At 43.7% G+C, this 12,849-nt stretch carries 11 protein-coding genes; 8 read left to right on the forward strand and 3 right to left on the reverse strand.

The genetic code is table 11. From position 1 onward, the window contains the following. Positions 1 to 235: 235 nt before the first annotated feature. The gene (locus tag HYN43_RS12800; RefSeq protein WP_119409718.1) at positions 236 to 1,114 is read right to left on the reverse strand and encodes a polyphosphate kinase 2 family protein; all 879 of its coding nucleotides are present in this window, start codon (positions 1,112 to 1,114) and stop codon (positions 236 to 238) included. A 250-nt stretch (positions 1,115 to 1,364) separates the two neighbouring features. Between HYN43_RS12800 and HYN43_RS12805 the strand changes: the two genes are divergently transcribed. Continuing rightward, on the forward strand, positions 1,365 to 3,695 hold the full coding sequence (locus HYN43_RS12805) for a penicillin-binding protein 1A (RefSeq protein ID WP_119409719.1): 2,331 nt from the start codon (positions 1,365 to 1,367) through the stop codon (positions 3,693 to 3,695). A 97-nt stretch (positions 3,696 to 3,792) separates the two neighbouring features. After that, positions 3,793 to 7,008 carry a DPP IV N-terminal domain-containing protein gene (locus HYN43_RS12810; protein ID WP_119409720.1) on the forward strand — a complete coding sequence of 1,072 codons (3,216 nt, stop codon included), beginning with the start codon at positions 3,793 to 3,795 and terminating at the stop codon, positions 7,006 to 7,008. 76 nt (positions 7,009 to 7,084) lie between these two features. Here the strand turns inward: HYN43_RS12810 and HYN43_RS12815 are convergent, their stop codons facing one another. Beyond that, positions 7,085 to 8,086, reverse strand: coding sequence for a phosphotransferase enzyme family protein (locus HYN43_RS12815; protein WP_119409721.1), 1,002 nt, complete (start codon positions 8,084 to 8,086; stop codon positions 7,085 to 7,087). A gap of 126 nt (positions 8,087 to 8,212) precedes the next feature. On the opposite strand from HYN43_RS12815, the gene HYN43_RS12820 reads away from it, so the two are divergent. Together HYN43_RS12820 and msrB are read left to right on the forward strand one after the other, a co-directional pair. Beyond that, entirely contained in the window at positions 8,213 to 8,779 is a 567-nt protein-coding gene (locus HYN43_RS12820; RefSeq protein WP_119409722.1) for a fasciclin domain-containing protein, read from the forward strand. 124 nt (positions 8,780 to 8,903) lie between these two features. Continuing rightward, entirely contained in the window at positions 8,904 to 9,380 is a 477-nt protein-coding gene (msrB, locus tag HYN43_RS12825; RefSeq protein ID WP_119409723.1) for a peptide-methionine (R)-S-oxide reductase MsrB, read from the forward strand. Here the strand turns inward: msrB and HYN43_RS12830 are convergent. Further along, positions 9,367 to 9,723 carry a GIY-YIG nuclease family protein gene (locus HYN43_RS12830; RefSeq protein WP_119409724.1) on the reverse strand — a complete coding sequence of 119 codons (357 nt, stop codon included), beginning with the start codon at positions 9,721 to 9,723 and terminating at the stop codon, positions 9,367 to 9,369. The genes msrB and HYN43_RS12830 overlap by 14 nt on opposite strands. 86 nt (positions 9,724 to 9,809) lie before the next feature. Between HYN43_RS12830 and HYN43_RS12835 the strand changes: the two genes are divergently transcribed. The 4 genes from HYN43_RS12835 to bioD all read left to right on the forward strand — a co-directional run bounded on the left by HYN43_RS12835 (position 9,810) and on the right by bioD (position 12,830). Further along, the gene (locus HYN43_RS12835; RefSeq protein ID WP_119409725.1) at positions 9,810 to 10,586 is read left to right on the forward strand and encodes an XRE family transcriptional regulator; all 777 of its coding nucleotides are present in this window, start codon (positions 9,810 to 9,812) and stop codon (positions 10,584 to 10,586) included. Positions 10,587 to 10,660: 74 nt separating this feature from the next. Further along, the gene (locus tag HYN43_RS12840) at positions 10,661 to 11,017 is read left to right on the forward strand and encodes a hypothetical protein (protein ID WP_119409726.1); all 357 of its coding nucleotides are present in this window, start codon (positions 10,661 to 10,663) and stop codon (positions 11,015 to 11,017) included. A 69-nt stretch (positions 11,018 to 11,086) separates the two neighbouring features. After that, positions 11,087 to 12,223, forward strand: coding sequence for an aminotransferase class I/II-fold pyridoxal phosphate-dependent enzyme (locus HYN43_RS12845; protein WP_119411227.1), 1,137 nt, complete (start codon positions 11,087 to 11,089; stop codon positions 12,221 to 12,223). Then, the gene (gene bioD / locus HYN43_RS12850; RefSeq protein WP_119409727.1) at positions 12,213 to 12,830 is read left to right on the forward strand and encodes a dethiobiotin synthase; all 618 of its coding nucleotides are present in this window, start codon (positions 12,213 to 12,215) and stop codon (positions 12,828 to 12,830) included. Before HYN43_RS12845 ends, bioD begins: the two co-directional genes overlap by 11 nt. Positions 12,831 to 12,849 lie beyond the last annotated feature (19 nt).

Genomic DNA, 12,849 nt, shown 5'->3' on the forward strand with positions numbered 1-12,849 from the left:
GGTGTAAAAACCCCTCCCTGCCACTGCGCAATCCATCACACCCCTCCCAAGAGGCGGAATCAAAAAATCTTCCGAACAGCCATGGTGTTGTCACCAACAACTTTTCGAGCCCCAATGATTATAAACTTACGATAACCCGCGTTTCATGCATGGAGTAGAGCTGTTGGTGACAACACAACAGCGGCGGGGGACAACAGCAAGTAATTTCTGTGCATCTTCCTCAATAACTGCACAACTACTGTTTTTGCAATAGCTGCTTAGCTTCCTGTAGCTTGTCCAGTTCTTCTTTTAGCAATACGGGATATAGCAGTTTCAGCCCCTTTAATGTATCCCTGATAATGGTTGAGATCGCAATCCGTGTAAACCACTTTTTATCGGCCGGCACTACATACCAGGGGCAATCATTGGTGGATGTTTCTCCAATCGCTTTTTCATAAGCTTTCATATAATCATCCCAAAGTTCGCGCTCAGTAATATCGCCCATCTGAAATTTCCAGTTTTTTTCAGGATGATCTATCCGTTTCAAAAAGCGTTCCTTTTGTTCCTCTTTGGATAGATTGAGAAAAAATTTAATCACAATGGTGCCGCTATGATGGATGTGCTTTTCAAAATTGCGGATGCTTTCATAACGCTGCTCCCAAAACTTCCTGCCTATATCCTTTACCTTTCTTATCTCCGGGTTATTTTCCTTCAAAACAAGTTCCGGGTGAACTTTAACAACCAGCACATTTTCGTAATGCGAGCGGTTGTGAATGCCAATCCTCCCACGCTCGGGCAGGGCTTTATAATGCCGCCATAAAAAATCGTGGTCATAATCTTCAGGGCCTGGCTGCTTAAAACTATACACCTGGCAGCCCTGCGGGTTCAATCCCGACATGGTATGTGCTATCGCGCTATCTTTTCCTGCCGCATCCATAGCCTGGAAAATAATAAGCAATGAATAACTGTTTGAAGCATAAAGTTGCTCCTGTAGTTTGAAAGTTTCGTCAATTAAGCCCTGTAATACCGTCGCGGCATCTTCTTTTTTATAGCCATCACAAAACGCGGGGTCGTGATCTTTAAGCGAGAATCTGGAGCGGTTTTTTACTTTAAATTGGTCTGTAAAGTTTTTCATATAATAGATATTTTTACAAAGCACAAAAACTAATATAAAGTTTTAATCCCGCTACTTAAAACAACCGTTACCGGCACACAACAATTGGTTTTTAACCTCCAAATCACTTTTAATCTATTTATTATGTATTTTGCATACCATAAATATGTTATCAATCCAGTATCAACCTAAAATTTACCCTTGTTTTTGGCGTTGTTATTATTTGTTAAACGGGCTATGATATAGTGCCATAATTTTTGATATTTACCCAATGTTCAGACGCATACGCAACCGGTTTCTACGATACTTTGTCATCTTTATATACTTTGTAATTATCTTTTTCTGTTCGATAGAACTTAACTTCCTCTGGCTTTTCGGATATTCTCCTGATATGCAGGATATTAAAAACCCCGTACTGTCAGTAGGCTCGGAAGTTTATACCGCCGATGGTAAGCTGATTGGCCAGTACTATAAGGAAAATCGTTCGCCAATTGAGTTTAAAGAGATCTCACCCAACCTGGTAAATGCGCTTGTAGCTACCGAAGATGCCCGTTTTTACAGTCACGGCGGTGTAGATTTTTATTCGTTTTTCAGCAGCATGCTGTCAACTGCTAAAGGCGATAAACGCGGCGGCAGTACGGTAACCCAGCAACTGGCCAAAAACCTGTTCGAAACACGTAAAAAGAAGTCGCAAGGTATAATTAAACGCGTTCCTGTGCTGCGTACCATAGTTTACAAATGCAAAGAATGGCTTACTGCTTTTAAAATTGAACACGTTTACAGCAAACAGCAAATATTAACGCTTTATTTTAATACCGTACCTTTTGGCAATAACTCGTATGGTATAAAAACTGCGTCGCTAAAGTATTTTAATAAACAACCTGCTGCCTTAAACCCTGCCGAATCGGCCCTGCTTATCGGCATGCTGAAGGCTACATCAAGCTATAACCCCATCCGTAACCCGCAACGCGCCACCGAAAGGCGAAATGTGGTTTTAGGGCAGATGGAAAAATATCATTACCTCACACCAGAGCAATATAAAGCTAACACAGCCCTCCCACTTAATCTCGACCTAAGCTATGTGGAGGATGATTCGCATGGCGACTCATACCTGCGCCGCGCCGTTGAAAAATGGCTGGACAAATGGTGCAAGGAAAACGACTATAACCTGTACGAAGACGGGCTGAAGATCTACACCACCATCGATTCGAAAATGCAGCAATACGCCGAAGAGGCCGTTGCCGAAAAGATGAAAATGTTGCAAAAACGCTTTTATAACCTGTGGGGCAATAAAACGCCCTGGCGGGATTCGAAAGGTGTTGAGATTAAAGATTTTATCCTGAAAAATGAGCAGCGCCTGCCCATTTATAAACTGCTCGACAAAAAATACAAGGGCGATACCATCAAAATACAGGAGTATTTTAAAACCAAAAAACGGATGAAGGTATTTACCTGGAACGGCGAGCAGGATACTACTTTCTCTACTATCGATTCGATTAAATACTACGCCAAAATTCTCAATACCGGCATGATGACCCTCGAGCCATCTACCGGAAAAATAAAAGTATGGATAGGCGGTATCGATCACCGTTTCTTCAACTACGATCACGTAAACCAGGCCCGCAGGCAGGCAGGTTCAACATTTAAACCCTTCGCCTACCTAACCGCGCTTGATAATGGTTATAACCCCTGTGATAAATTTACCGATAAACCGGTATCCATCAAATACAAAGACAACGGTAAAGACGAGGTTTGGGAACCCAACAATGCCGATTTTCACTTCTCATACCGCGAAATGTCCTTACGTTGGGCCATGGGTAAATCCGTTAACTCCATTACCGCGCAGCTAACCGAAAAAGTGGGTTGGGATAAAATTGTAGAGTATGCGCACCGTTGCGGCATTGAAAGCCCGCTTAAATCGGTGCCATCGGTATCCTTAGGTTCAAACGACGTTTCAGTTTATGAAATGGTGCGTGCTTACAGCACTTTTTTAAACAAAGGCGAAAAGATAGACCCGCTACTGGTTACCAAAATTACCGATCAGCAGGGTAACGTGATACAGGAATTTAAGCTTAAAACCGAAAAGGTATTAAGCGAAGAAACAGCCTGGCTGATGCTTTATATGTTCCGCGGAGGTATGGAAGAGCCGGGCGGCACCTCGCAGGCGCTTTGGGAATACAACGGTTTATGGAAAAAGGATAACCAGATAGGCGGCAAAACCGGAACCTCGTCTGATTACGTGGATGGCTGGTATATGGGCATCACCAAAGATCTGGTTACCGGCATCTGGGTAGGTGCCGACGACCGCTCGGTACACTTTACCACTTCCGAAACCGGTGAGGGTTCACATACCGCACTTCCTATCTTCGGCAGATTTATGGAAAAGGTTTATGCCGATCAGTCGTTAGGTTATACCTACGGCCCGTTCCCGAGACCGTGGACTAAGATCAGCAAAACCTATAACTGCCCGTCGCCGCATATTGAAGAGGATACCACATCAACCGATAGCTTAAGCAACCCTATTGATACAACCGGCGTAACACCTGTACAGGAACCGGCACCGGAGAACCCGGAAAGCACGCCTCCTGCACAAAACAGGTAGTTATTATACTTTTGAAGATAAAATGAATAAGGTTGTTTTTTAATTAAAAGCAGCCTTATTTTGTTAAATTAGCCATATCTATTTACTTGAATAATATATGAATAAAGCTTACTCACTTTTCAATAGAGTTAAAAAGTATACCATCATATTTATTGCAGTTGTTGGCTCATTGTTGTTAAGCACCAATGCCAGGGCGCAGTATTTTGGCCAGAATAAAGTGAGGTATAAAAACCTGAAGTTTAACGTTTACAAAACCCCACACTTTGAGATTTATTACTACCTGAAAAATGATAGCATGGTAAAACGCTTCGCCCAGGAAAGCGAATTGTGGTACACCCTGCATCAACAGGTTTTCAGGGATACATTTAAACATGCCAACCCCATAATCCTATATGCCAACCACCCCGATTTTCAGCAAACTACAGCTATCGACGGTGAGATTAGCGTAGGTACAGGCGGTGTTACCGAGGGCCTTAAAAACCGCGTGGTAATGCCGGTGATGGAAACCAACCAAACCACCCGCCACGTTATAGGCCACGAGTTGGTGCACGCCTTTCAATATCGTTTATTGCTGGGCCATGATTCAACCGAATATGAAAATATCAATAACATTCCCCTGTGGATGATTGAAGGGATGGCCGAGTACCTGTCGTTGGGTAAAAAAGATACTTATACGGCGATGTGGATGCGCGATGCCTATTTAAACCACGATATACCTACCGTACGCGATTTGACGGAGAGCAGCAAGTATTTCCCTTACCGTTACGGAGAGGCGTTTTGGTCGTTCATTGGTTCAACTTATGGCGATACCGTGATTGTTCCGTTTTTTAAGAATGCTGCGCGATATGGCCTTGAATACGGCATTAGGCGCACTTTTGGTTATGACGATCGTACACTTTCGCGCCTCTGGAAAAACTCGATCGAGGCTACCTACAAACCTTTTTTAAAAGATACCACCCAAACGCCCAAAGGCATTAAACTGGTTGATAGTAAAAATAGCGGCGACCTGGTGGTTGCACCTTCGGTTAGCCCCGATGGCAAATATGTAGCCTTCCTTTCGGCTAAAAGTTTATTCAGTATTGATCTTTACCTGGCCGATGCCAAAACCGGGCGGATCTTGCGAAAGCTCACGAGTAAGGTATCCAACACCCATATCGATGAGTTTAATTTTATCGAATCGGCCGGCGCATGGTCTCCGGATGGGAAGAAGTTTGCGTTCAGCGTGTTCAGCAAGGGGCGTAACCGGCTGGATGTGGTTGATTTGAAAAGCGGCGACGTGGTTGATGATATTTCGATGGAGCAGGTTGAGCAGTTTAGTAACCTGTCGTGGTCGCCAAATGGTAAGGATATCGCCTTCCAGGGATTGGTTGAGGGACAGAGCGATTTGTACTCCTATAACTTCGATACCAAAAAGATTACCCGGCTTACCAACGATAAATATTCCGATTACCAGCCGAGTTATTCGCCCGATGGTAAAAAGATCATCTACTCGAGCGACAGGACAACTTATGATCAAAGCCTGGAGCAGGATATCCCTTTCAACCTCGCCGAGCTCGACCTGGAAACAGGTAAGATCACCGATCTGAAAATTTTTAACACGGCTAATAACCTCAACCCGCAATACTCGGCCGATGGCAAACAGATCTATTTCCTGTCCAACCGCGATGGTTTCCGGAACCTGTACCGTTATACTATCGACGGCGGTAAGATTGAACAGATGACCAACCTGTTCACCGGCATTTCGGGCATTACCGAATATTCGCCGGCTTTGAGTATTTCCAATCATGATGATGTGGTTTACTCCTACTACCGTGCACAAAAATATTCCATTTATAATGCTAAGGCTTCAGATTTTACACCAGTTGTAGTACAGGCAGGCGATGTAAATTTTGCGGCAGGCACCTTGCCGCCAAACCGCTCGGTAGGTGTTGATCTGATCAACTCCAACCTCAACAACTTTTTGGCCTATCGCAAAATCCCCACCGACTCGGTAAAGGCTATCCCCTTCCGCTCCAAATTTAAGCTGGATTACCTGGCGGGCAGCGGCATTGGTGTAGGGGTGAGTAACTTTTACGGTACCAGCCTTTCAAGCGGGATCCAGGGGGTATTCAGCGATATTTTGGGACGTAACCAGATCTTTGCGGCGGCATCGGTCAACGGGCAAATTTATGACTCGGGTGCAGCGGTTACTTATGTAAACCAAACCGGCAGATGGAACCTCGGTGTCGGCGTTTCGCACATCCCTTACCAGTTTGGTTTTAATACGGCTACCTACCCGGTAAAGAATGTTGGCGGTAAAAACCAAACGGTATATTCCGACAATATTGATATCATCCGCAACTTTGAGGATGCGGGTAGGGTATTCACTTCCTACCCTTTCTCGCGTACTACACGCTTTGAAGTAAGTGGAGCAGCATCGCACAATTATTACCGTGTCGACCGCTATGCCGATTACTATACTATCGATACTGCCATGGTTAACGGCAAACCTCAGATCAACATAGGAAACTATATCAATTCTGACAGGAAAAAAATCCCTAACGATGAGGAAACCGCCACCCTCAACCAAAACTACGGTTCAACTTATTTTTATAACCTGAAATCGTATTCCATACTTACGCTTTCAACCGCTTTAATTGGCGATAACTCTTACTTTGGCGTAACTGCTCCGCTTAATGGTTTCAGATACAGGCTGGAAGCCGGTTACAACTTTGGTACCTATAAATTTTTCTCGCCTACAATTGATCTCAGGAAATATGTACGCGTTGCGCCGGTAACGTTTGCCGCCCGCTTTTTTGCAACAGGCCGCTTTGGCGAAGACAAGGGTTTATACCCGCTTTTTGTGGGCTATCCGTTCTATATCCGCGGTTACGAGGGACAAACTTTTTACAACCGTAACCAAACTTCATCAAATGGTTTCACTATCGATCAGCTTTCGGGAAGCCGTTTGGCGGTATTTAACTTTGAAACCCGTTTACCCTTTACCGGTCCGGAAAAACTGGCGGCTATTAAATCAAAATTCCTGTTTACCGATCTCAACCTGTTTTTTGATGCCGGCTTAGCCTGGAACGCAGGCGATCATATCTATTTCCGCAAAGACCCGCCCGTAATTGGTACGCAGGAGTTTAATGACGGTAATGGCAATATCACCACACAAAATATTTACGGGCGCGTGCCGGCCTTAAGCGCGGGTATTTCGTTAAGAATAAACGTTTTCGGCGCTTTTATTCTCGAGCCTTATTTTGCTGTGCCGTTTAACCGTACCGACGTTAAAAAACCTGTATTCGGCTTAGGCTTTACACCTGGCTGGTAACGAAATCTTTATTGATAAAACAACAAACGCGGCTGTACGCCGCTTTTGTTGTTTTATACCGGATTGGCAATTTCAGCTACGGCAACAAGACATGGGCCGTATCCATCCACTTTTTAATCAAAGCAGTACGCTCTTTCAAAAACTTAGGCCCGAAAAACAGGTTCGACCAATCGTCAAAATTTTCGTACTGAAACCCGAGGTAAAAAACCCAGAATCCAAACCCCAAATATGGTATAGCCGAGATTTCTTCATCTGATAAGCGCCGTACTTTGCGGTAACTATCAACAAAAACGCCAAAGGCCCTCCGCGCTTCCTCCGCGGTGATTTTGCCGGTAGTGAACTCTAAAAAGAAATGGATAAAAAACGATGTGATGTCATAAGCCAGGAAGCCTTCGCCTGCAAAATCGAAATCAAAAAAAGTGATGACATCGTTATCATCAAAGTGGAAATTCTTTGGCAAAAAATCAAAATGGCAGTACCCATAATTAAAACCGGAAAAAAAGTTTTGATATTGATTGATCACCTCTTTAGCCGTATGTTTTAAATAGTCATATTCTTCTTCAAGCCCGGCAAAAGCCGGTTCAACCACCTCAAGCGGGCGAATAATCACTGTCTCAACCGAATAAGCTTTCCGTTGATAACTTAATTGAATGGATGAGCTGATATCATGGAGTATGGCCATCTCCCGTCCTACTGTTTCTAATTGACTATCAGTCATGGTGTAAACAGGCTTACCTTCGGCCCACGTAAATAAAACTCCGTATCGGGTACCTTCCGCAGCATTAAAAACCTGTAGTATTTCTCCGCTTTTATCAGGAATGGGGCGGGATACACTGGCGCCTTTTTCAAACAAAACAGTCAACAGTTCCACTTCTCCCCTAATTTCTTCCTGTTTGCGATGCGCATCGCGGTAAATTTTGAAGATATATTTACCGGTAGCACTTTCAAGTATGTACGTGTCACTCACATTCCTGACCAGTAATCTGCAGGTAGTATCACTTAAGCTATAGCTTTCGCCGAGTTTAATATTCAATGCTGCGGAAGATAAGGTTGAGTATTGGGTGGGAAAGATTTCCATAGCTTAACAAAGGTAATACTTTAATAGGTATAGATTCCGTGCTATTGCCATCCCCCGGCCACCCACATATAATTCATTTCAAAAACAGATTTTTATTTTGTATGTTTATGTGATAACCATCACACTATGAAAAAGTTACTACTATTTGGGTCGGCGCTTTTTTACACAACAACCTTACTTGCCCAGGCCGATGGCAAAAACAATGCGCCTGTAGTCCCGGCGATGCTTTCAACAAATGATATTGTTAAAAACATCTCCTTAGCGCCCAATACACATACTTTTTCATCCTTCATCAAAAAAACAAACTTAACCCGCACCTACACCAGCCGCGGCCCTATCACCATATTTGTGCCGGATGACACGGGTTATACTGATATGCCTGCCGGTAAACTCGATTCGTTGGCCAAGCCTGCTCACGTATGGGATTTAACCGACCTGGTTACCTATCACGCCATAGCCGGCGAATACAAAATAAAACAGATCAGGAAACAAATAAATAAACATAAAGGGATAGCAACATTTACCACGCTCTCCGGCGGCATCCTTACTGCCCGGATAGACAGCAGCAGCAACATTGTTTTAATAGATGCCAACGGAGGCAAAAGCATCATAAGCCAGGCAGATATTGCCCAAAACAACGGCGTTATTCATGTGGTGAACAAAGTGTTGATACCAAAGAAACGGGTGATATAAACAAACTTTTTAATGACATCTTCGCCAACCGGAATTACGTAATTTTAAATAGCCGATGTAACATCGGCATAGCAGTCAAAATGCATCCCGCATATTGTATTGTTTAAGTTAAAAAAAAAACACCATGAAAAAAATACTTGCAATATTAATAACGCTAAGCATGCTAACCGTCCTCGGCTGCCAAAACAGCAGCGGGCAAAACAGCAAACGCCTGAGCAAACCGGCTGCCGAATGGAAAAAGACCCTAACGCCCGATCAATATCATATTATGGTTGAAAGCGGTACCGAACCACCATACCATAACGAATACTGGAACAACCACGAAAAGGGTGTATATGTGAGCGCTGCCACCGGCGAGGTACTGTTTTCGTCGGATGATAAATTTGACAGCGGTACGGGCTGGCCAAGTTTTGTAAAACCGGCAGACCCGAATAAAGTAGCAATAGTTACCGATAACAGTTACGGCATGACGCGCGATGAGGTTATCGAAAAAAGTACAGGCCTGCACCTTGGCCACGTGTTTGACGATGGCCCCGCCAATCGCGGCGGCAAAAGGTACTGCATGAACTCGGGCGCTTTAAAATTTATTAAAAAGCCATAGCCCTGCGGTTGGTGTTGAGCGACGGGCGCAGCTGCGGTCTTACACGTAAACCACTTTCATATTTCAACCCGATGGTTAAATCGATCCAGTCGGCATTAACCGCACGGATCATTTTTTCTTTTTGCGGGCGGGTAAAAGTGCTCACTACTTTAAAACGTTCCATGGCCTGCTCTTCGGTATTGATCTCTTCAAAATACACCAGGCGGTTTAGCTGCTGCGCATTGTCAAAAAACAAGGTTGGCATTTCGCTGTAAAACTGGATGGTTTTCATCAGATCAGAACATAGGCCTACGTGCAGATTTTTGCGGTTTCTGTCGGTAATGATATAAACGAAACGTTTCATTTTATGATAAAAAATTTGGTGAACAAATAATTATTACTAACTTTATGAGCATAAAATTACTAATAAATTTAGCAAATCCAAATTTTATGTCAATAATTTCACAAAATATTAAATTTCTCCGCAAAAAAAAGGGGCTTACCCAACAGCAATTTGCGGATGAATTAGGTATAAAACGCTCATTAGTAGGCGCATACGAAGAAGACCGTGCCGACCCGAAATACGAACTACTAAAAACATTAGCAACCTATTTTGACGTTACTATTGATGACTTTATCAACGAAACCATCAACGAAAAGTGGCAGCCCAAGCCAAAAGGTAACCCGGCCAACATCCGCATCCTGAGCATCTCGGTTGATAAAGAGGATAATGAAAATATCGAGATGGTGCCTGTAAAAGCCAGTGCCGGCTACCTTAACGGCTATGCCGACCCGGAATATGTATCGCAATTACCGAAGTTTTACCTGCCTATGTTTAAGCAGGGCACCTTCCGCGCTTTCGAGATTAAAGGCGATTCGATGCTGCCCTTACAATCGGGTACTATTATAATAGGTGAATATGTAGAAAACTGGGGTGATGTTAAAAGCGGCGAAACTTACGTGGTGATCTCTAAAAATGATGGTGTAGTATATAAACGTATCGGCAATAAATTTAAAGAGAATAAAAAACTGAAGCTGATATCGGATAACCCGGTATACGAGCCCTACGAAATATCGGGCGAGGATGTGCTGGAACTTTGGAAGGCTAAAGGCTACATTTCAACCCATCTGCCCGAGCCATCGCCCGAGCCTACAATGGAAAGTTTAACGGCTATGATGGCGCAAATGCAACGCTCAATATCAAACCTGCAGCAAGGCAACAATTAAGTTACATCGGCTTTTTTAAACCATTACGGTATATCTTTATCTTAAGATTAAAACGTAAATTAAATTAAAAAGCGATGAAAAAATTATTGTTAATGTGCTGTTTCGTATTAGGAATTTCGGCAGCAAGCCATGCGCAAGGCATGATGAGGAAAAGCCCTGAAGAAAGAGCCAAGGATTTGCAAACTCAGCTTAAACTAACGGATGATCAAACTACCAAGATCACTGCGGTTTACAAAGAGCAGGCTACTAAAATGGATAGTGTACGTACCGCTGCCAACGGCGACAGGGATGCTATGCGTTCGGCAATGCGCCCGATGATGGAGGCAACCAACACCAAAATTAAAGCTATTTTAACTCCGGAGCAAGCTGCCGCTTACGATAAAGCCATGAAAGAACGCATGGAGCGTATGCGCCAGGGCGGAGGCCAATAATATTTAACCCTATTGGGATAAAGGAGCGGCTAATGGCCGCTTTTTTTATTTTTGCATAAAACAACAGCATTGAAACAGGCCGAAGATTTTTTACAACGCAAACTGCATGAGCGCCGCGAGGCGGGTATATACCGCCAACTTAAGCCTGAAAACGGCCTGATTGATTTTTGTTCGAACGACTACCTGGGTTTTGCCCATTCGGCCATTTTAAAACAGAACATTACAAATGAGATAGAAAATCATCCGCTCAGTTTAAATGGTTCGGCCGGGTCGAGATTGCTATCCGGTAATATCCAATATGCAGAAGCGCTTGAAAAACAAATTGCTACATGGCACCAGGCCGAAGCAGGACTACTGTTCAATTCGGGCTATGATGCTAATCTCGGCTTACTGTCATCCCTGGCTCAGCGCGGTGATACCATTATTTTAGACGAGCTGGTGCATGCCTCTATTATTGATGGTGCCCGGCTAAGCTATGCCAACCGGTACAGCTTTAAACATAACGACCCGGAAAGCCTGGAAAGTAAACTAAAACTGGCCAAAGGCAATTGTTATGTGGTTATTGAAAGCGTTTATTCGATGGATGGTGATATGCCTCCCCTATCCGAAATATTAACGCTTACCGAAAAATACAATGCCGCATTAATTGTTGACGAAGCGCATGCCGTTGGTTTATACCCGCACGGCCTGGTAAGTGAATTAAAGATGCATAACCGGGTATTTGCCCGCGTAGTTACTTTCGGCAAGGCACTCGGCGGCCACGGTGCCATTGTATTAGGCAGTAACAACCTGCGTAATTACCTCATTAATTTTGCGCGGCCTTTTATTTATACTACGGCCGCTCCTTTTCACCAGTTGGCCGCTGTAAAAATGGCATATCAGTTGCTCAAAGACTCTCCGGATACCGTCATCAACCTTAAAAATAACATCCGGTTATTTAAGGATATAGTTAAACTAAGCAACGATTTTCCGTTAATTGAAAGCCACAGCTCCATACAATGTATTCTGTTAAGGAATAATGATCTGGCGCGCGAAGTTGCTAACCAGCTGCAAATAAACGGGTTGGATGTACGGCCTATTTTAAGCCCCACAGTTGCGACCGGTACGGAGCGGATCAGGATTTGCCTGCATAGTTTTAATACAGAAAATGATTTAACTTTGCTGGCTGATACCCTTAAAAATTTAACACGATTACATGCTCGATAAGCAACCTATTTTTGTTACCGGTATTGGCACCGGTGTAGGTAAAACGATAATTTCGGCAATTTTAACCGAGAAATTAAAAGCCGACTACTGGAAGCCCATCCAATCGGGCGATCTGGACAAAAGCGATACGCTTACCGTTAAAAGCCTCATTTCAAACAGCGAAACACATTTTTTTCCCGAGGCTTATGCGCTTACGCAGCCGTTTTCGCCCCACAAATCGGCAGCGCTGGATAAAGTAACCATCGATCTGGAAAAAATAGTACTCCCCCAAACCGAAAAACAACTGATAATTGAAGGTGCCGGCGGCCTGATGGTACCCCTGAATAATAATTTTTTAATTATCGATTTGATTAAACAGTTAAATGCGCGTGTGGTGCTGGTAAGCAGGCATTACCTGGGCAGTATTAACCATACCCTGCTTTCTATACATGCCCTTAAAAAGTACGGCATCCCGGTTATGGGGATAGTTTTTAACGGGCCGAAGGATATTTACTCCAAAAGCTATATCCTCGAATACTCGGAACTGAATGATCTGGGCCAGGTTCCCGATTACAAAACCATCGACAAAAAAGCCATTAAGGAAGCCGGCAAGTTGATTACCTTGTAATACAGGCGTTTTTAATATC

This window comes from Mucilaginibacter celer (assembly GCF_003576455.2).
GTDB classification, from domain to species: Bacteria; Bacteroidota; Bacteroidia; order Sphingobacteriales; family Sphingobacteriaceae; genus Mucilaginibacter; species Mucilaginibacter celer.

Excerpts from the sequence above, each read along its gene's own strand:
- HYN43_RS12800 (WP_119409718.1), bottom strand. The coding sequence starts at position 1,114 with ATGAAAAACTTTACAGACCAATTTAAAGTAAAAAACCGCTCCAGATTC.
- HYN43_RS12805 (WP_119409719.1), top strand. The coding sequence starts at position 1,365 with ATGTTCAGACGCATACGCAACCGGTTTCTACGATACTTTGTCATCTTT.
- HYN43_RS12810 (WP_119409720.1), top strand. The coding sequence starts at position 3,793 with ATGAATAAAGCTTACTCACTTTTCAATAGAGTTAAAAAGTATACCATC.
- HYN43_RS12815 (WP_119409721.1), bottom strand. The coding sequence starts at position 8,086 with ATGGAAATCTTTCCCACCCAATACTCAACCTTATCTTCCGCAGCATTG.
- HYN43_RS12820 (WP_119409722.1), top strand. The coding sequence starts at position 8,213 with ATGAAAAAGTTACTACTATTTGGGTCGGCGCTTTTTTACACAACAACC.
- msrB (WP_119409723.1), top strand. The coding sequence starts at position 8,904 with ATGAAAAAAATACTTGCAATATTAATAACGCTAAGCATGCTAACCGTC.
- HYN43_RS12830 (WP_119409724.1), bottom strand. The coding sequence starts at position 9,723 with ATGAAACGTTTCGTTTATATCATTACCGACAGAAACCGCAAAAATCTG.
- HYN43_RS12835 (WP_119409725.1), top strand. The coding sequence starts at position 9,810 with ATGTCAATAATTTCACAAAATATTAAATTTCTCCGCAAAAAAAAGGGG.
- HYN43_RS12840 (WP_119409726.1), top strand. The coding sequence starts at position 10,661 with ATGAAAAAATTATTGTTAATGTGCTGTTTCGTATTAGGAATTTCGGCA.
- bioD (WP_119409727.1), top strand. The coding sequence starts at position 12,213 with ATGCTCGATAAGCAACCTATTTTTGTTACCGGTATTGGCACCGGTGTA.